The organism is Thermocrinis ruber (genome assembly GCF_000512735.1).
GTDB classification, from domain to species: Bacteria; Aquificota; Aquificia; order Aquificales; family Aquificaceae; genus Thermocrinis; species Thermocrinis ruber.
Genome location: NZ_CP007028.1, coordinates 970,402 through 988,856, shown reverse-complemented (window position 1 = coordinate 988,856; position 18,455 = coordinate 970,402). Strand labels below are relative to the sequence as shown.

Genomic DNA, 18,455 nt, shown 5'->3' with positions numbered 1-18,455 from the left:
ACAAAATGACGGAGTTCTGGGTTAGCTTGCTCATCACAGTAATAAAAGTCCTTGTGGTGCTGGGTGTTTTTTTAGGAGTGGGAGCCTATTTGACTTGGTTTGAAAGGAAGTTGGCAGGACACATACAGGCAAGGCTCGGTCCCAAGCTGGTAGGTCCCTTTGGTCTTCTTCAACCTTTGGCAGATGGATTAAAACTTTTAACCAAGGAATCCATAGTTCCCGCCGGTGCGGACAGGGTAGTTTATTATCTAGCGGTAATCTTGGCATTAGTGCCAGCCCTTATGCTCTTTGCGGTTATTCCCTTTGGTCCAAGCTTTAAACTCTTTGGGGTAGAGGTCAAGCCCATAGTGGCTGATGTGAACATTGCAGTGCTTCTTGTTTTTGCCTTTGGTTCTCTGTTGGTTTATGGCACCATATTCTCCGGGTGGGCTTCCAACTCCAAGTATGCCTTTATAGGCTCTTTGAGAAAGGCGGCGGTGATCATAGGCTATGAGGTAGTCCTTGGCTTTTCTGTGCTTGGGGTGATCCTGGTGGCGGGCACAATGAGTACCACGGGCATAGTTCAAGCCCAAATAGAAAGGGGCGTGTGGTTTATAGTCTATCAGCCCGTTGCCTTTGTGTTGTATCTTTTCTGTATGTTGGCAGAGTCGGGCAGGGTTCCCTTTGATATCCAAGAGGCGGAAGCGGAGCTGGTGACGGGCTACCATGTGGAATACGGTGGTATGCGCTTTGGCGTTTTCCCATTGGCGGAGTGGTATTTGAACGTGATGGCATTGTCTGCCATTGCGGTGGTGCTCTTTTTGGGTGGTTGGTCTGGTCCCCACATCTTTGGACCCTTGTCTCCTTACCTTTGGTTTTTAATAAAGATGTTCGGACTTGTCTTTTTTGTCCTTTGGCTACACTGGACGCTACCAAGGTTTCAAGCAAAGGACATCACAGAAATTGGCTGGAAGATCATGCTTCCTTTGGCAATTCTAAACGTGGTTATAACCGCCTTCGTTTATTATTTTGTATAAGATGTTTAGGAAAATTCTCATAGCGAACCGGGGTGAGGTAGCACTCAGGATCATAAGGGCTTGTGAGGAGCTGGGAATAAAGAGCGTTGCCATCTACTCGGAGGCAGACGCCAAGTCTTTGTACGTGAAAAAGGCTGACGAGGCATATCTGATCCCGGGGGACCCAATAAGGGCGTATTTGGACTATGTTAGGATTGTGGACTTAGCCAAGTCTGTTGGTGCGGATGCTATACACCCGGGCTATGGCTTTTTGGCGGAAAACGCAGACTTTGCCCGGTATTGCATAAGCAAGGGTATAACCTTCATAGGTCCATCTCCGGAACATATAGAACTTTTTGGCGACAAGGTGAAGGCAAAGAGAAAGATGGCTGAACTTGGCATTCCCACAATCCCCGGCTCTCCAGAACCACTTAAAAACTATGAGGATGCCCTACACTACGCAAGGGAAATAGGATTCCCTGTCATTCTAAAGTCAGCTTATGGTGGTGGCGGGAGAGGGATGAGGGTAGTTAGGTCCGAGGAGGAACTTCCAAGACTCTTTGAATCGGGCTACAGGGAGGCGGAAACGTTCTTTGGGAAAGGTGACCTCTTCGTGGAAAAGTATTTGGACAATCCTAAACACATAGAAGTGCAGATAATCGGAGACAAATACGGAAATGTGGTCCATCTTGGAGAAAGGGACTGCTCGGTGCAAAGAAAACATCAGAAGATCATAGAAATCACCCCATGCCCTGTTCTTCCCAATTCTATAAGGAACAAGATGCTTGGGCTCTCGGTCAGGGCAATGATGCAGGTGGGATACGAAAGTGCTGGAACCCTTGAGTTTTTGGTGGACCTGAAAACAGGACAGTTTTACTTTATAGAAATGAACACACGCCTTCAGGTGGAACACACCATAACGGAGATGGTTACTGGCATAGACATAGTGGAAACTATGATAAGGGTCGCCATGGGAGAGCCCTTACCCTTCACGCAGAACGAGATCACCTTCAGGGGCTACGCCATGGAGTTTAGAATAAACGCAGAAGACCCAAGGAGAAACTTTGCACCAGCACCAGGTAAAATAACCGCCTACTACTCCCCCGGTGGACCTGGTGTGCGTATGGATGCGGGTGTGTATAAGGACTATGTGATACCACCCTACTATGACTCTATGATCGCCAAGCTGAGCGTGTGGGCCCTAACCTGGGAAAGGCTTTTAGCAAGAGGCAAAAGGGCCATAGATGAGTTTATAGTTCGTGGTGTACCCACCAACATACCCCTCCACAGGCAGATCATCAGAGACCCAGATTTCAGGAGCGGATACTTTGGCATAAGATTTTTAGAGGAAAAGCTCCCCACCTACAATTTTGAAATTGAGGGTGAAAGGGACCCAGAAAACATAGCCTTGGCAATATCCGCCGCCATAGCTGCTTACTACGGATTGTAAAGGACTTCAACGCCTCTGCTTTCTTTCCCGTATATACTCCTTACCTTGACTCTGTATGTGGTCCGCTTGTCCCTCTTCTTGAGCTCAAAGATGTACCCTGTAGTTGTTCCTATCTCTTTGTCTCCTTCAAAGATAACAAACTCTTTAAAAAATCTGTCCGGTTCGTAGGACCAAAGCAGATAAACACTATCTCCCACAATTCTGTATTCAAGTCTTTCCACCTCCCTTATTGGTGGATGGGGCAAAGGTTCTAAGCAGAACTTAACAGGCTTTGAGTAGTCTTTACCTTTCTTGCCCACCACAAAGTAGCACCTTTCCACATAGTCCCTTTCTAATTCAATGCCCTGGGATGTTTTCTTTTCACTCCAAGGGTTTTCCAAGCTAAAGTACAACTCGTAGCTATCAAAACCCTCAAAGCTTACTTTTGCTTTATCTCCCTGATAGTCTATCTTTACCGCCGGCTCCTGTTCTAAAAGCCCGCCCACGCACTGATTGGAGCTTTTCCCTTCCAATCTCTTAACCTTAAAGCAAAAACCCTGTGAAGATCTTTTTACCCATCCTATTTCTTTCTTTTCAAAACCCTCAGGGATAACCTCCCCCTCTAAGCTTCTGAGATAGACGACCTCTCCTAAGCGTTTTATCTCCACTATTGGTGGTTGTAAGGGTTGCGTGCTTGCTTTTATTCCACAGGAGTGGAGAAAAAATACAAAAACACTCCCAAACAAAAAGGGTCTGAGCATTAAAAAAGTTTATATCATTCGCTTTGGAGGTCCTTTACAAGCTCCGCCTTTACTTCTTCTGGCATTTCTACCATGGCCTTATAGTTGGGATGATTGATTTCCACCCTGACGGGCAATTCTGCAAAGTCCTTCACCTGTTCTGGGGTCAGGTTCAGTTTGAGAAAGTGCACTACCGCTGCCTTGCCGTATTGATAGTCCTCTTTGCTTCTTTCGTCTGCCTCCGCCCTAATGCTGTGTTTGTTTCCAATGTGGAACCAAAGGTGGTCGTGAATTCCTACCAACTGTGGTAGAAGTCTTTTCCTTTCTTGCTCATCTGGAATTTCTATGAACATGGTTATAGACAGTTGATTTTTTTCTGGGATGAGCTCGTTATAAACATCTATCTCTTGCTGTATTTCTTCGTCTTTCACCATCCTCTCCGCCCTTATCATCTCCTGAATCTGAAACCAAACTGTGTCTCTGTTCTCAAAAACCAAATGAACAAGGTCTCCCACAAAGAGCCTTCTCTTTTTCTTTATCTCTATGATCTCTCTGCGTTTTTGTTCCCTTACCTTTTCGTATTCGTAGATGTTTAGTATCTCTCCAAACTCAATCTTTTTCATTTCACCGCTCCCTTAGTGTGTTAGAAGGAGGGACCGCGAGGGTCCCTTTGGAGTGTTTAGGATTTGAGGCTTTCCAGTGCTTTTTGGAACCTTCCTGCGTGGGACTTCTCTGCCCTTGCAAGGGTCTCAAACCACTCTGCTATGTCGTCAAAGCCCTCTTCCCTTGCAATCTTTGCAAAGCCCGGATACATTTCAGTGTATTCGTAGGTCTCTCCGGCGATTGCAGCTTCCAGGTTTTGCTCCATGGTGCCTATTGGCATGCCGGTAGCTGGGTCTCCACCGCCGTATTTTTCCAGAAACTCAATGTGTCCAAAGGCGTGTCCAGTTTCGCCCTCGGCGGTTTCCCTAAAGATGTTTGCTATGTCTGGGTACCCCTCAATGTCTGCCTTTCTGGCAAAGTAGAGGTACCTTCTGTTGGCTTGGGACTCACCCGCAAAGGCATGCTTGAGGCATTCCAAAGTTTTGGTACCTGCTAGGCTCTTGCTCATGGCTTCACCTCCTTAAAGGGTTTTAGTTAATGTATATTATATGCAAATTTTTCTCATTTGTCAAGGGGTATCAAAGGAGCTTCTAAAAATACAAGCCTAAGGCAAAGTTTCTAAAAGATGATATAATTTTTCTTAGTGAAAAACTCTCAGAATTTGTTGGTTACCCATTGTACGACCAATAGAAAGAGTCCTAAAAAGGGGAAGGGTTTTATAATCCATAACAGCGCAAGAAAAGGCTTGATATAAAACCTTAAGGAGTAAAACCATGGAAGAGAAAAGGGTGTCTTTAAAGCTTTCGGAAAAAGAGCATACCTACACAGCAAGCACCTCTTACGGTGAGCTCCTAGTGGGAGAAAAGGGCTACAGACCCATGGAACTTGTTTTGGTTGCCCTGGCGGGCTGTATGGGGGTGGATCTTTCTCATATTCTCAGTAAGAAGAGGCAAAAGGTACAAGACATAAACATAAAGGTGGTGGGAAGAAGGAGGGATGAGCATCCAAGGGTCTATGAGGACATAGAGCTGGAGGTGGAGGTCTACGGAGAGGATATAAATCCAAAGGCGGTGGAGGATGCGGTAAAATTGTCTGTTGAAAAGTATTGTAGTGTGTATGCAATGCTGAGAAATTCTGTTAATATACGGGTGAGATGGAAGGTGTTGGGAAAGACAGACTCGGAGCAAAAATAGAAGAGCTAAAGAAGGAAGGGGCAAAGGCTCTTGTCTCTTACCTAACGGTGGGTTATCCTACCTTTGAAGACTCTTTAGAAGCCTTTAGGATCGTCCTCAGAGAGGGTACCGATATACTTGAGATCGGCTTTCCCTTCTCGGACCCGGTGGCGGACGGTCCCACCATCCAAAGGGCTCATCAAGTCGCCTTGGAAAATGGCACAAAGGTAAAGGATGTTTTTTACCTGTCAAGGACTTTAAGGCAGGAGTTTGAAGGAATTCCCTTCCTTTTGATGACCTATTACAACCCAATTTTTAGGATGGGTCTGGAAAGGTTTGTAAAGCTTGCTAAAGATAACGGAATAGATGGTTTCATAGTGCCAGACTTACCGCCGGAGGAGTGCTTGGACCTAAAAAGGGTGTGCGAAAGGGAAGGTATGTCCCTTGTTCTTTTGGCATCTCCCACCAGCACCGAAAAAAGACTCAGACTCATATGCGAACATACAGACCATCTTACCTACTTTGTTTCCCTGACGGGAACTACCGGTGAGAGGGATGTCCTTCCTTTGGAGAGGCTAAAAGAGCGTTTAGCCCTATACAGGAAGGTATGCGAAAAGCCTGTAGTGGTGGGCTTTGGCATCTCAAAGGGAGAGCAAGCTAAGGCGATAGCGGAACTATCTGACGGTGTGGTGGTAGGTAGTGCCTTTGTAAAGCTCTGCGGTGAGAGAAGGTTTGAAGAGCTAAGGGAAAAGGTCAGGGAGATAAAGGAAAGCTTGCTTTCCCTTAGCCCTTCCAGAAATTTATAACAGGCATACGCCAATCTCCGTTAAAGCTCCTTTTGGTGATCTTTGTGCCAAGGGGTGCTTGCTTTCGCTTATACTCTGCCTTCCTGAGCATATCAAGGACCTTTTCCACCACCGCCTTATCAAAGCCTCTGCGGACGATCTCTTCTTTTGATAAGCCCTCCTCTATGTACAGGCTCAAGATTTGGTCAAGAAGTTCGTAGGGTGGGAGGGTGTCCTGGTCTGTTTGGTTGGGTTTTAGCTCTGCGGTGGGTGGTCTAACAAACAGCCCTTCGGGTATATCTGGCTTTATGGAGTTTCTATACCGAGCAAGCCTATAAACCATCGTCTTGTAAACATCCTTTATGGGGGCAAAACCTCCCGCCATGTCTCCGTATATGGTAGTGTAGCCCACCGCAGACTCGCTTTTGTTGGAAGTGGAAAGCACAAGCCAGTGGTGTTTGTTGGAAAGATAAAAGAGTATATTTGCCCTTATACGGGCTTGGAGGTTTTCCTCCGCCAAGCCAATCTCTTCGCTTTCAAAGAGCCTTCTGTAAGTGTTAAAGAGCTCATCTATAGGATAGACCAAAAGTTCAATGCCCAGATTTTCTGCCAACTCAAAGGCGTACTTTTTGCTCTCTTCGGAGGTGAAGGGAGAGGGCATAAACACACCAACCACGTTCTCTTTTCCGAGGGCATCCACTGCGAGGCAGGCGGTAAGGGCAGAGTCTATGCCACCGGATATACCAACCACCGCCTTTTTAAAACCCGACTTAAAAAAGTAATCCCTCAAGCCAAGCTCCAAAGCCCTGTATATCTCCTCTTCCTCCGCAAGCTCCCTTTCCACTCCGCCCTCAAGGTAGGGAAGTGCTCTTTCATCTTGTAGCTCCAAAAAGGACGGACAATCCACCCTTTTCTCCCTTAGTCTTAAGTCCATAAGCCTTTTGCTTTTTACCTTTTCAAGGGGCAAGCTTACAGTTTTTACCATCTCCTTGAAGGCAGAAGCCCTAAAGATAAGCCTTCCCTCTGGGTCTATAATCAAACTTCTTCCGTCAAAAACTAGGTCATCCTGCCCACCCACCAAGTTTGCATACACCACATAAGCCAAGTTATCCTGAGCCCTCGCCTTCAAAAAACTTTCTCTGAAATGATATTTACCCACATAGTAAGGGGATGCGTTTATATTTATGAGCACTTCCGCTCCGCAGAGGGCATAAAACCTTTCCCAACCATCCGGATGCCATATATCTTCGCACACAGAAAAGCCCAGCTTAACACCGTTTAAAGAAATCATAAAGGGTTTTTCTCCCTTTCTGAAGTACCTTTTTTCGTCAAAGACCGAATAGTTGGGTAAAAAGGTCTTGTGATAAACACCAAGAAGCCTTCCTCTACCTATCAGCACCAGAGAGTTATGAAGGTCTCCCTCGTAATAGGGCGTGCCTACCACCGCAAGGGAGTTCAGCCTTTTTGAAAACTCTATTAATTCCTCCAATTTTTTTTTGCATTCTTTCAAAAAACCTATGCTGTGCAAAAGGTCTTGGGGAGGGTAGCCCGTAAGGGCAAGCTCTGGAAAGACAACAATATGGGTAAGATGGTCTTGAGAAGCCCAGGCATCAGCAATCTTCTTTAGGTTTCCCTCTAAATCTCCTACGTGGAAGTTCAGCTGGGCTATAGTTATGTTTATGAACTCCATTCAAACAATTTTATTTTATAATCATACTCCATGTTTGAAGGTTCCATCGTTGCCCTAATAACGCCTTTCAAAGGGGGAGAGGTAGATTATCAAGCCCTGGAAAATTTGATAGAGTTTCACATCAACAATCACACGGACGCCATTTTGGTCTGCGGAACCACCGGAGAATCTCCTACCCTTACCTTTGAAGAACACGAAAAGGTCATAGAGGAAGCGGTCAGAATAGCAAGGGGAAGGATAAAGATCATAGCGGGCACAGGGGCAAACGCCACCCACGAAGCGATAGAGCTCTCTACCCATGCCCAAAGGGTGGGGGCTGACGCTTGTTTGCTGGTGGCTCCTTACTACAACAAGCCCACTCAAGAGGGGCTATACAGACACTTCAAGGCTATTGCGGAAGAGGTGAGCATCCCAATAATTCTTTACAACATACCCTCAAGGACTGGGGTTGAGATTGCACCGGAAACCATATACCGGCTAGTAAAGGAGCACGAAAACATAATAGGTTCAAAGGAATCTACTCCCAACATGGACAGAATATCCGAGCTAAAGAGGCTGTTGGGAGACAACTTTACTATACTCTCGGGAGATGACTCCTTGACCCTTCCTATGATGGCTTTGGGGGCAAAGGGAGTGATCTCGGTGGCAAACAACATAATGCCGAGGGAAGTAAAACAGATGGTAGATTATGCACTAAAGGGAGACTTTAAGAAGGCAAGGGAGATGCACTATTACCTTTATGAGCTTTTCAAGGTGCTTTTCATAGAGACAAATCCTATTCCTGTAAAGACTGCCTGCTGGGCTTTAGGCATGTGTGAGAAGGAGTTCAGGTTGCCCTTGTGTGAGATGAAGCCGGAGAACGAAAGGAAACTGATAAGCGTGCTGAAGGCTTACAATCTCCCGGTGGTGCGCGGAGATGGATAGGCTACTTTTATTTCTAAACAGTGCATACCTTGGGCTTGGAGCCTTTTTTAGCTTTTATGTGGCACCCACCCTCTTTAAGGTCTTAGAGAAGACGGAAGCGGGAAAGGTGGTAGAAAGGGTATTCCCTGTTTATTTCTCTTTAGGTGTGGTGGTTATGCTTATCTCCACCCTTTTGGGTTGGAAGGTCAGCAGAAGCTTTTTCCTTTTAGCCCTTATAAACCTACTTATCCATTTGGTTCATAGGTTTTATGTCCTTCCTACCGCAAACGCCCTAAAGGCTGTGGATTATTCCGCCTTCATGAAATGGCATGGCATATCCATGCTTTTGAATGGGATCAGCTTGCTTTTAACCTTGGTTATGATAATAATACTCTCAAAAAGAGGTGGGTAGAGATGATGGATGTGTTTTTTATGGAGAGGGACCCTTACGCACCCATCAGACACTGCTATCCGGTGGATAAAGTACTCTACAAGGGCAAAAGTCCCTATCAGGAGATTATGGTTATAGAATCTCCACATTTTGGAAAGGTTCTGGTGCTGGACGGCGTTGCCCAGTGTGATGAAAAGTATGAGTTTATATACCATGAGTTTATGGCGCATGTGCCACTGTATGCCCATCCAAACCCTGAAACCGTTCTGATCATAGGGGGAGGGGACGGAGGAGTGCTAAGAGAAGTGCTGAAGCATCCGGAAGTAAAGAGGGCTGTCCTTGTGGATATAGACAAAGAGGTTATAGAAGTTTCCAAAAAATTTTTGCCCACCATGGCCTGTGCCTTTGATGACCCAAGGGTCATCGTGTTAAACGAGGATGGCTACAAATACATTCAGGACTACGAAAACGAGTTTGATGTGATAATCGTGGATTCCACAGACCCGGTGGGATTTGCCCATGTGCTAACCACCGAGGAGTTCTTCAGGTATGTGTACAGGGCCCTAAAGGAGGATGGCATATATGTGGGGCAAACAGAGTCCATATACTATCACATAGAGATTGTGAGACGTGTCCAAAAGGCTTTGAGAAAGGTCTTCCCTGTGGTGGATCTATACACTGTGGTGATACCGGGTTATGCGGGCTACTGGTGGACTATCTCGGTGGGCAGTAAAAAGTATGACGTTAGGGAGCCTAAGAGGGAGGTAAAGGTCCAGACAAAGCTTTACAGTGATGAGATGCACAGGCATGCCTTTTTGCCCATGGGCTTTTATCAAAAGCTTTTAAGGGAAGATTTCAAGTTCTAACATGTTCTTCCAAGACATAATAATGAACCTTCAAAAGTTTTGGGCGGAAAAGGATTGCGTCATCTGGCAACCCTACGACATAGAGACGGGTGCTGGGACTATGAACCCTGCCACCTTTCTTAAGGTTTTGGGACCAAAGCCCTGGAACACCGCCTACGTGGAACCATCCAGAAGACCAAAGGATGGAAGATACGGAGAAAATCCCAACAGGCTTCAACACTACTTTCAGTTTCAGGTGATCCTAAAGCCCGCACCAGATAACCCTCAGGAGTTATATTTGGAGAGCTTAACATCCCTCGGTATAGACCCAAAGGAGCATGATATAAGGTTTGTAGAAGACGATTGGGAGTCGCCTACCCTTGGTGCCTGGGGGCTTGGTTGGGAGGTATGGTTGGATGGCATGGAGATAACCCAATTTACCTACTTTCAACAGGCAGGAGGGCTTGATTTGGAGGAGATCTCCGTAGAAATCACCTACGGTTTGGAACGTATAGCCATGTATTTGCAAGGGGTGGATAACGTCTTTGACATAAAGTGGAACGAGTGGCTAACCTACGGAGAGGTCTTCAAAAGGGCAGAGTATGAGTGGAGCGTTTATAACTTTGAAAAGTCAAACCCGGAGGTGCTCTTTAAGCTTTATGAGATCTACGAGGAGGAAACCAAAAGGCTACTGCAGGAGGGATTAGTCCTACCCGCTTACGACCACCTGCTGAAATGCTCCCATACCTTTAACCTTTTGGACGCAAGGGGCGTGATCTCTGTCCAAGAGAGGGCAAGGTATATACGCCGGATGAACAACTTAGCCAAAGAGGTTGCCAAGCTGTACCTGGAAAAGTGGCAATGAAGCAAAAAATTTTCACAGACCAAGCACCAAAGCCGGTGGGTCCTTACTCGCAGGCGGTAAAGGTGGGAAACTTTCTGTTCGTAGCGGGGCAGATAGGCATAGACCCAAAAACGGGAAAGCTAAGGGAGGGCTTTGAAGAACAGGTTAAGCAGACCTTTGAAAACATCTCTGCCATACTCTCCGCCTGTGGCTACTCGTGGGAGGATGTGGTCAGGGTGGTGGTGTATCTGAAAGACCTTTCTAAGTTTTCGGACTTTAACAGGTTGTATCAGGAGCTTTTGAAGGATGTTAGCGTTCCACCGGTGAGGAGCACGGTAGAGGTTAGCTCTCTACCAATGAACGCTTTGGTAGAGATAGAAGTAACCGCCTACAAAGAGGGATAAAACGAGGCTGTTCTAAAAATCCCTTATTGGGACCGTCCCTCCAGCCTCTAAAGGGACTAACCTACTCCTCACTCTATCCCACACCCCTTCCACCAACACAGGCTTCAGAGGAGAAAGGTCTCTTGGTAAGACCTTTCCAAGGATAGGGAAGAGGAGGGCTACCTTCAGAACTTGCCAAGCTACCTGAGAGACCTTTTTGGTCTCTCCCTGCTCGGGATTCCTTCCATAGGCTCCCTCACAGGAACTTGGCTCACTCTGAAGGCTTTGTAGGAGATTGATTAATAGCTTTCTTGCATCCTCTACACTCCTTAGTTCGCTTTTTAGTGCGTTTCTCTTGTATTCGTTGGTTTCCTTCTCTATAAGCTCCGTAAGTTCTTTTTCCCTCTCATCATACTTCTTTAGGGCAAACTCTAAATATGCTTTGTCTTTCAAAAGTTTCCCGTAGTTCTCAGGCATGTTCTCTTTAAAGCCCAGTGCCCTTCTCCCTATCACATAAGCACCAGCTATGTCTTTATCTATGTTCAACTGTGGTGCATACTTTAGCATGCTTATGATTGATGTATAGGCTGGATGGACTTCTATTACTTCCACTCCCTTTAACATTGCTACCCTCTTTAGCTTTTGCAAAAACTTTTTGGCGTTCCACTGATGAAGCCTTTTTCTTAGCTTAGCTTTCCCATCCCCACGCATTCCTTTTTTGAGTTTCTTTAGGTTTTCTATAGCTATAGCTTTGCCTTTCTGAATGGCCAAATCCACTATTTGATGGGCTAATATCCACTCTTGGTGGTCTTTGCTGTTTTGAGAAAGTCCTAAAAGGTGGTGTAGGCTTATTGTTTGATAGCTTAATAATTCTCCAGTCTTTGAAACTTCCGCTATGGCTAAGTGGATGGGTGATGCGTTAGTGTCTATGGCTATTACTCCGTTCTCTTTGGTGTATTTCACTTTAGGCGTTGGGAGTTCAAAGGATACACTTCCATAAACTTCTCCATCTCTCAGTTTTAACTCCACCGTGTAAGGAAAGTAGCTATGGGTTTGCCAGCTTTCTAAAAGCATAGCCATAAAGGTTATCCACTTGTCTTTGCTATTACTTGGTTCCCTTAGCACTTTGGCGTAGATAAACTCCCTGTTTCCTGTGGTAATTCTAAGGCAAAGCTGTCCGTTTAGGTCTTCAAATCTCGTTAGTCTGTTTCCTTTGTCTGCCTTTGACCCGATGCTTATAAGTGTTCCTTGTCTTAGTTCTTTCCATTGCTTTTTAAGTCTTTCTCTCAATTTTCCTGTAAGATGGTTTTTGCAAAGTTTTTCAAAAAGTCTTCTACCACCAAACACCACTGGTTTATCTGTGGGATATTGCTTAGCTTTGTATATGGCTGAGTCAATGTATTTAGTTGGCAACTCAGGAAATAGCTGTCTTAGTCTTTGGTATACTTGGGCGTGTGGGTTTTTTGTTTCTTCTTTTTCCAACTCCTTTAGCATATTGTATGCCACTCGGATGGCGGAGGATTGATTACGCATAAGCTTTATAAGTTTTTCTTTGTCTTCCTTTTTCAGTTCAAGCTTAAACTGTAGGCTAACAAACATCAGGGTTAGATTTTAGCTTTAAAACTCTTGTGTGTCAAGGGGTTTGTATTTCGGGATAAAACTGCCACATATGGTTCAAAGGTCCATGCCCTTTGCCAAGGTTCAAAGAGTGTTCTATGGCACCCTGCACATACTCCCTTGCCTTTCTGACTGCCTCTTTTAAATCAAAGCCCTTTGCCAAGTATCCTGCTATGGCAGACGCTAAGGTGCATCCTGTCCCATGGGTGTTTTTGGTGGGCACCCTTTTGTAGCTCAGATACTCAAAGCTTGTTCCATCGTAGAAAACATCCACCAGAATATCTCCTTCCATATGACCGCCCTTTAACAAAACTGCAGAGGGTCCCATAGAATAAATCTCTTTGCAAGCTCTTTCCATATCCTCCAAAGTTTTTATGTCCTTTCCCACAAGGGCGCAAGCTTCAGGAATGTTAGGAGTAACTACCGTTGCCAGAGGAATAAGGAGTTCTTTTAGGGCAACCTCGTCGGAACTCTTTAGGAGTGGGTCTCCGGACTTGGCTCGCATCACCGGGTCCACCACCAGATTTTCAAGTTTAAAATCTTTCACCGCCCTTGCTACCGCCTCTATGATGCCCGCATGGGAGAGCATGCCCGTCTTTACCGCATCCACTCCTATGTCCTCAACCACCACCTTTATTTGGTTATAGACCACCTCCGGGGGCACATCCACCACTCCAAAAACTCCCACCGTATTCTGAACTGTGATGGAGGTTACCGCAGTCATTCCATAAACGCCAAGGGCGGTAAAGGTCTTTAGGTCCGCCTGAAGCCCAGCACCTCCGCCACTGTCCGAACCCGCTATGGTTAAAGCCCTTGGTATTTTCATAGCCTACAATTATAATCCACGAGCTTCTATAAAATATAAGCACCATGATCGCAAGATATACAAGAAAACCCTTCAAGGAACTTTGGTCGGAAAAGAGAAAGTTTGAGCTTTGGTTAAAGGTAGAGCTGGCAGTTTGTAGGGCATGGCACAAGAAAGGTAAAATTCCCACCCAAGCCTTGCAGGAGATAGAAAGGAGGGTCAAGGTAGATGAAAGGACCCTTGAGAGGATAGAGTATTACGAAAAGATCTACAAACACGATGTGCTCGCCTTTGTGTCTGCCATTGGAGAGCAAATACCCGAGTACTCCCACTACTTTCACATGGGGCTCACCTCCTCCGATGTGGTAGATACCGCCTTAGCTTTACAGCTGAAGCAAGCCCTAAACCTGATCATTGAAAATGTGGATCGGCTGTTGGAAAGGTTAAAGGAACTTGCCCTGAGGGAAAAAGACACCATCATGATGGGCAGGACCCATGGGGTGCATGCGGAACCCATTACCTTGGGGCTGAAGTTTTTAAGTTGGTATCAGGAGATGAAAAGAAACAGGGATAGGCTTGTAAGGGCTTTGGAAAACATATCCTACGGCAAGCTCTCCGGTGCGGTGGGAACATACTCTAATTTGGACCCGGAGATAGAAAGGCTTGCCTTGGAGGAGCTCGGGCTAAAGGTGGAGCCTGTTTCCACCCAGATCGTGCCAAGGGACAGGCACGCGGAGGTTCTGTGGGCTATTGGTATAGCCGCCACATCCTTGGAGAGGTTTGCCACCGAGATCAGACATCTTCAGCGCACCGAAGTGGGTGAGCTTCAGGAACCCTTCACAGAAGGACAAAGGGGCTCTTCTGCCATGCCACACAAGAAAAACCCTATCCATGCGGAGCGAGTGTGTGGATTGGCAAGGCTTATAAGGGGCTACCTTACCACCGCTTTGGAGAATGTGCCACTGTGGCACGAAAGGGACATATCCCACTCCTCCGCAGAGAGGGTGATCTTGCCGGACGCCACCACCGCCATGGATTACATCCTGAACCTTTTCATCCAAATTTTGGATGGGCTGGTGATAGATAGGGATAGGATGATAAAGAACATGGAGCTTTCCTTTGGGCTCTACGCATCCTCAAAAGTTTTGGTACGCCTTATGGAAAAGGGAGTGCCAAGGGATAGGGCTTATGATATGGTCCAAGCTTGTGCTATGAAAAGCTGGAACCAAAAGAGGGCTTTTGCGGACGTTCTGGCAGAGGACCAAGCTATAAGAGAATTTTTGTCGGTGGAGGAAATAAGACAGCTCATAGACCCAAAGGGCTTTTTGAAGAACATAGATGTCATTTATTCAAGAGTTTTGGGTTCAAGCTGAGTTCCCTCATAGAATTTGCTGAAAGAAGGACTATATTAAAGGCATGCAAAAAAACAGGTTAGCGAACGCAAGAAGTCCCTATCTTAGAAAATCCGCCCATCAGCCGGTAGATTGGTACGAGTGGTCGGAAGAAGCCTTCAAAAAAGCCAAAGAGGAAGATAAGCCCATTCTTCTTTCTATTGGGGGTGTGTGGTGTCATTGGTGTCATGTGATGGCACACGAGAGTTTTGAAAACGAAGAGATCGCAAAGATCATAAACGAAAACTTTGTCGCCATAAAGGTGGACCGGGACGAAAGACCGGATATTGACAGGCGTTATCAGGAGGTGGTCTTAGCCCTCACGGGCTCTGGTGGTTGGCCTCTTACAGTATTCCTCACTCCCGAAGGGGAAGCCTTCTTTGGTGGTACCTACTTTCCGCCCGAGGACCGGTGGGGAAGACCGGGCTTTAAAAGTCTTCTCCTGCGAATAGCCCAACTTTGGAAGGAGGACAGAGGAAAGATTTTAAAATCTGCCAAGCAACTATCCCAAGCCTTGGAGCTTTTCAGCGTGCGATCCTACAAAGACCATGTGGGAGAGGAACTACTTGACAGGGGCATTAATCATATTCTTTTGAGTGTAGATTACCAGCACGGAGGATTGGGGGATGCGCCCAAGTTTCACCACGCCAAAGCTTGGGAGCTTTTACTTTACAGATACTTCTTTACCCAAAACAAACAGCTTTTAAAGGTGGTGGAGCTCACTTTGGATGCCATGGCGAAGGGGGGCATCTACGACCACCTGTTGGGTGGTTTTTTCAGATACTCCACAGACCAAAACTGGATCGTCCCACACTTTGAAAAGATGCTTTACGATAACGCAGAACTTTTACAGCTCTACTCTATGGCTTATCAAGTTATTCCAAAGCCCCTTTACGAGCGCGTTGCCAAAGGCATAGTGGAGTATTACAAAAGGGAGGGCACAGACCCAAAGGGAGGCTTTTATGCGTCCCAGGATGCAGACATTGGGCTCTTGGACGAGGGCGGATACTACACCTTTTCTTTAGAAGAGTTAAAGGATGTGCTAACTCCCGAAGAGTTAAAGGTGGCAAGCTTGCACTTTGACATAGGACCAAAGGGAGAGATGCACCACGACCCTACCAAGAATGTGCTCTTCATAGACAAGGAGGAGGATGAAATATCAAGAATTTTGGGCATGCCCAAGGAAGAGGTCCAATCTCTACTTGAAAGTGCCAAAGGAAAGATGCTCAAATACAGAGAAGAGACAAGAGAAAAGCCCTTTGTGGACAAAACCATATACAGCGGATGGAATGGGCTTATGTTAGAGGCTATGGCGCAGTATTACAAAACCTTTGGAGACCCATGGGCAAAGGATTTCTCCAAGCTTACCGCAAAGAGGCTCCTTGAGGAGCTATACAAAGAAGAAGGCTTGGAACACACCCACGGTGTGAAGGGCTTTTCTGAGGACTACATATTCTTAGCAAGAGGACTCTTGGCACTCTATGAGATCACACAGGAGAAACAATGGTTAGAGGTTGCCCTAAAACTCACCAAACAGGCAATGGAAAAGTTTTGGGACCCACAGAACTGGGGCTTTTTTGACACAGAAGAACAGGGAGAGGGTTTTTTGAAGGTAAGACTAAAAAACATTGCGGACACACCCACCCAATCTGCCAACGGCTCCGCGCCTTACCTCTTGCTACTGCTCGGAAGTATAACCCAAGAGACGGAGCTGATTGACTATGCGGAAAAGAACCTACAAGCCTTTGCCCGCTTTATTCAAGAGGTACCCACAGCCTCCGCCTCTTACCTGATAAGCCTTTATGCCTACCTTAAGGGCATATACAAGGTGGAGACCAGAGACTTCTTTGAACCATTGCTGAAAGCCTTCAGACCCTTTAAGTTTGTCCTCCGCAAGGATGTAGATGGAGTGGTTATCTGCGAGGGAACAGTGTGTAAGACCTATCTGGGCATACCCGATTCCTTTTCGTAGGGCCAAGTTAGAATGCCACCCGCCAGATTGTAGGCTTCGTAGCCAAAGTGTCTAAGCAGGTATGTGGCAAAGGCACTCCTCTCTCCACTTCTGCAGTAGACTATGATCTTTTTATCCTTTGGTAGATTGGCGTAGGCATATCTGAGCTCATCGAGGGGTATGAGCAGAGAGTTGGGTATCCTCACCTGCACATGCTCGGGCGGAGTTCTAACATCAAGCAAAATCACATTGTCCTTTCCTTCCTCCAAAAGCCTCTTTGCCTCTTCCGGTGTTAATTCTGGTACTTGAAACATAAGAATATTCTAATATGAAAAACCCAGAATTTCAACCCACATCAGGAGGTTAGCTCCTAAGTTTTTGGCTTGGGAGTGAGCTAAGAACTGAAAAGCCACAGTCTGATCTAATGACATTAATCATATTGACACTGCATTTCAATTTTGCTAAAATGGATAATGAAATTAAATCTCAGTAGGAGGTGTAGCATGAGAAAGGTTTTGCTTCTCTCTGCAGTGTTTTCTTCGTTAGTCTTTGCCCAGAGCACCGAGGAGCGCGTCAGACAGTTGGAGGAACAGATAAGAACGCTCCAGCAGGAAATTCAGAGGCTAAAGGAGGAGCAAAAGAAGGTAGAGGAGACAAAGCAGGAAACGGAGGTGCTAAAGGAAGAGCTAAGAAAGCTCAGGCTTGAGATTGCCATCCCACAGCTTGAGCTAAAGACCTACTCCGGCTTGGGACCCGCCGCCTCAAAGGCTATGTTTAACCCTCGGGGTGTTTCCATAGGTGGATACGGAGAGCTAACTTTTAGGAATAACAGCGTAGATGCAAGAGGGGGTGCAAAGAGCATAGCAAACGTCCAAAGGATCATTCTCTACCTTGGCTATGCCTTTGATGAGAAGTTAAAGTTCAACTCGGAACTTGAGCTTGAGCATGCTTCTACCTCTGGCTCTCATGGCACCGGTGGGGGCTACTTTAAGGCAGAGCTTGCCTTTTTGGACTACAACTTCAGACCAGAGTTTGGGGTGAGAGGTGGTCTTTTGCTCATGCCCGTGGGCATCGTAAACGAGGTGCATGAGCCACCCACCTTCCCAAGTGCAGAAAGACCCTTTCTTGAGCGTCGCATACTGCTCTCCACTTGGGAAGAGATGGGATTTGGTGTTTATGGCACCATCAAAAACCTTGACTACAGGTTTTACATCACCAACGGTTTGATGTTAAAGGGCGGTGGTGATTATAATGAATTGGAACCACTAAAAACAGTCAGACAGAGGGGTGCCAGGGCTGTGGCGGATAGGATAGGCTTTACCGGAAGGGTTGATTACACACTTCCGTACAACCTAAAGGTTGGCTTTTCTTTCTGGACGGGGGATATAATGTCTAAGGGTGGTAACGATAGCTACCTCATATATCCATCAAGACTGAGAAGGGGCACAAAGCTTGGAAGCATGACCATGATCTCTCCTCACCTTTGGTGGCAGTATGGGGGTTGGGATGTTAGGTTTGTGGGTGCCCTTGTGAATGTAAGTAACGCAAGGAAGATAACCAATGACCTTCATCAATCGAGTGCAGATAGAACCAATAAACCCATCCCCTCCGAGCAAAGGGGCTATTATGTGCAGGTAGCGTACGACATATTCAGGCTATTCAAGATAGACAGGCAAGAGCTTTATGTCTTTGGCATTTATGAGGACTTTGACGCCCACGCAAAGGTTCCCCAAGGTTCCAATAAGCCAGATGGACATAAGCTAAAGGTGTATAATGTGGGTCTATCCTACAAGCCCCACCCCTTGGTGGCTATAAAAGCCGATTACGCAAGGCTGGACTACAGCCCGAATAAGAAGGATGAAAACGAATACAGGTTGACCCTTGGCTTCATGTTTTAAATTTTACGAGGAT

19 protein-coding genes are annotated in these 18,455 nt (G+C 46.2%); 12 read left to right on the top strand and 7 right to left on the bottom strand.

Annotated features, from left to right (window positions below; all coding sequences use genetic code 11):
* Nucleotides 1-5 precede the first annotated feature (5 nt).
* Nucleotides 6-1,016 carry an NADH-quinone oxidoreductase subunit NuoH gene (gene nuoH / locus THERU_RS05305; RefSeq protein WP_025306242.1) on the top strand — a complete coding sequence of 337 codons (1,011 nt, stop codon included), beginning with the start codon at nucleotides 6-8 and terminating at the stop codon, nucleotides 1,014-1,016.
* A 1-nt stretch (nucleotide 1,017) separates the two neighbouring features.
* Complete coding sequence (locus THERU_RS05300) at nucleotides 1,018-2,445, top strand: acetyl-CoA carboxylase biotin carboxylase subunit (RefSeq protein ID WP_025306241.1); 1,428 nt, start codon at nucleotides 1,018-1,020, stop codon at nucleotides 2,443-2,445.
* On the opposite strand, the gene THERU_RS05295 is transcribed toward THERU_RS05300, so the two are convergent.
* The 3 genes from THERU_RS05295 to THERU_RS05285 are packed head-to-tail and all read right to left on the bottom strand — an operon-like array spanning nucleotide 2,433 to nucleotide 4,275.
* A complete protein-coding gene (locus THERU_RS05295) occupies nucleotides 2,433-3,185 on the bottom strand; it encodes a hypothetical protein (protein ID WP_025306240.1) in 753 nt (250 codons plus the stop codon). The genes THERU_RS05300 and THERU_RS05295 overlap by 13 nt on opposite strands.
* Nucleotides 3,186-3,199: 14 nt before the next feature.
* Nucleotides 3,200-3,787 carry a DUF3501 family protein gene (locus tag THERU_RS05290; protein ID WP_025306239.1) on the bottom strand — a complete coding sequence of 196 codons (588 nt, stop codon included), beginning with the start codon at nucleotides 3,785-3,787 and terminating at the stop codon, nucleotides 3,200-3,202.
* A gap of 56 nt (nucleotides 3,788-3,843) precedes the next feature.
* On the bottom strand, nucleotides 3,844-4,275 hold the full coding sequence (locus THERU_RS05285; RefSeq protein WP_025306238.1) for a rubrerythrin family protein: 432 nt from the start codon (nucleotides 4,273-4,275) through the stop codon (nucleotides 3,844-3,846).
* Between the two features lie 265 nt (nucleotides 4,276-4,540).
* Between THERU_RS05285 and THERU_RS05280 the strand changes: the two genes are divergently transcribed.
* Both THERU_RS05280 and trpA read left to right on the top strand, forming a co-directional pair.
* Complete coding sequence (locus THERU_RS05280) at nucleotides 4,541-4,960, top strand: OsmC family protein (RefSeq protein WP_025306237.1); 420 nt, start codon at nucleotides 4,541-4,543, stop codon at nucleotides 4,958-4,960.
* The gene (gene trpA, locus THERU_RS05275) at nucleotides 4,921-5,745 is read left to right on the top strand and encodes a tryptophan synthase subunit alpha (protein ID WP_025306236.1); all 825 of its coding nucleotides are present in this window, start codon (nucleotides 4,921-4,923) and stop codon (nucleotides 5,743-5,745) included. The genes THERU_RS05280 and trpA overlap by 40 nt, the downstream gene beginning before the upstream one ends.
* Here the strand turns inward: trpA and THERU_RS05270 are convergent.
* Nucleotides 5,723-7,414, bottom strand: a complete 1,692-nt coding sequence (locus tag THERU_RS05270) for an NAD+ synthase (protein ID WP_025306235.1) — start codon at nucleotides 7,412-7,414, stop codon at nucleotides 5,723-5,725. The two genes, trpA and THERU_RS05270, sit on opposite strands and share 23 nt — an antisense overlap.
* 30 nt (nucleotides 7,415-7,444) lie before the next feature.
* Here THERU_RS05270 and dapA point away from each other — a divergent pair, with 30 nt between their 5' ends.
* From dapA to THERU_RS05245, 5 genes are read left to right on the top strand one after another with little or no spacing between them, the layout of a single operon-like run.
* Nucleotides 7,445-8,338 (top strand): 4-hydroxy-tetrahydrodipicolinate synthase, encoded by an 894-nt coding sequence (gene dapA / locus THERU_RS05265; RefSeq protein WP_025306234.1) that lies wholly within the window; start codon nucleotides 7,445-7,447, stop codon nucleotides 8,336-8,338.
* Nucleotides 8,331-8,729 (top strand): DUF4149 domain-containing protein, encoded by a 399-nt coding sequence (locus THERU_RS05260; protein WP_025306233.1) that lies wholly within the window; start codon nucleotides 8,331-8,333, stop codon nucleotides 8,727-8,729. The genes dapA and THERU_RS05260 overlap by 8 nt, the downstream gene beginning before the upstream one ends.
* A 2-nt stretch (nucleotides 8,730-8,731) precedes the next feature.
* Nucleotides 8,732-9,574: a polyamine aminopropyltransferase gene (speE, locus tag THERU_RS05255; RefSeq protein ID WP_038532156.1), complete on the top strand. Its 843-nt coding sequence runs from the start codon at nucleotides 8,732-8,734 to the stop codon at nucleotides 9,572-9,574.
* 1 nt (nucleotide 9,575) lies between these two features.
* Nucleotides 9,576-10,418, top strand: coding sequence for a glycine--tRNA ligase subunit alpha (locus tag THERU_RS05250; protein WP_025306231.1), 843 nt, complete (start codon nucleotides 9,576-9,578; stop codon nucleotides 10,416-10,418).
* On the top strand, nucleotides 10,415-10,801 hold the full coding sequence (locus THERU_RS05245; protein WP_025306230.1) for a RidA family protein: 387 nt from the start codon (nucleotides 10,415-10,417) through the stop codon (nucleotides 10,799-10,801). The genes THERU_RS05250 and THERU_RS05245 overlap by 4 nt, the downstream gene beginning before the upstream one ends.
* 12 nt (nucleotides 10,802-10,813) lie before the next feature.
* Here the strand turns inward: THERU_RS05245 and THERU_RS05240 are convergent, their stop codons facing one another.
* Together THERU_RS05240 and thiD are read right to left on the bottom strand one after the other, a co-directional pair.
* Nucleotides 10,814-12,379 carry an IS200/IS605 family accessory protein TnpB-related protein gene (locus THERU_RS05240; protein WP_025306229.1) on the bottom strand — a complete coding sequence of 522 codons (1,566 nt, stop codon included), beginning with the start codon at nucleotides 12,377-12,379 and terminating at the stop codon, nucleotides 10,814-10,816.
* A 34-nt stretch (nucleotides 12,380-12,413) separates the two neighbouring features.
* Nucleotides 12,414-13,223, bottom strand: coding sequence for a bifunctional hydroxymethylpyrimidine kinase/phosphomethylpyrimidine kinase (thiD, locus tag THERU_RS05235; RefSeq protein WP_025306228.1), 810 nt, complete (start codon nucleotides 13,221-13,223; stop codon nucleotides 12,414-12,416).
* A 44-nt stretch (nucleotides 13,224-13,267) separates the two neighbouring features.
* On the opposite strand from thiD, the gene purB reads away from it, so the two are divergent.
* Nucleotides 13,268-14,575, top strand: a complete 1,308-nt coding sequence (purB, locus tag THERU_RS05230; RefSeq protein WP_025306227.1) for an adenylosuccinate lyase — start codon at nucleotides 13,268-13,270, stop codon at nucleotides 14,573-14,575.
* Nucleotides 14,576-14,618: 43 nt separating this feature from the next.
* Complete coding sequence (locus tag THERU_RS05225) at nucleotides 14,619-16,565, top strand: thioredoxin domain-containing protein (RefSeq protein WP_025306226.1); 1,947 nt, start codon at nucleotides 14,619-14,621, stop codon at nucleotides 16,563-16,565.
* Here THERU_RS05225 and THERU_RS05220 read toward each other — a convergent pair.
* Nucleotides 16,535-16,858: a rhodanese-like domain-containing protein gene (locus THERU_RS05220; RefSeq protein ID WP_025306225.1), complete on the bottom strand. Its 324-nt coding sequence runs from the start codon at nucleotides 16,856-16,858 to the stop codon at nucleotides 16,535-16,537. The genes THERU_RS05225 and THERU_RS05220 overlap by 31 nt on opposite strands.
* A gap of 189 nt (nucleotides 16,859-17,047) precedes the next feature.
* On the opposite strand from THERU_RS05220, the gene THERU_RS05215 reads away from it, so the two are divergent.
* Nucleotides 17,048-18,442 (top strand): cell division protein ZapB, encoded by a 1,395-nt coding sequence (locus THERU_RS05215; protein WP_025306224.1) that lies wholly within the window; start codon nucleotides 17,048-17,050, stop codon nucleotides 18,440-18,442.
* The last annotated feature ends 13 nt before the right edge of the window (nucleotides 18,443-18,455 follow it).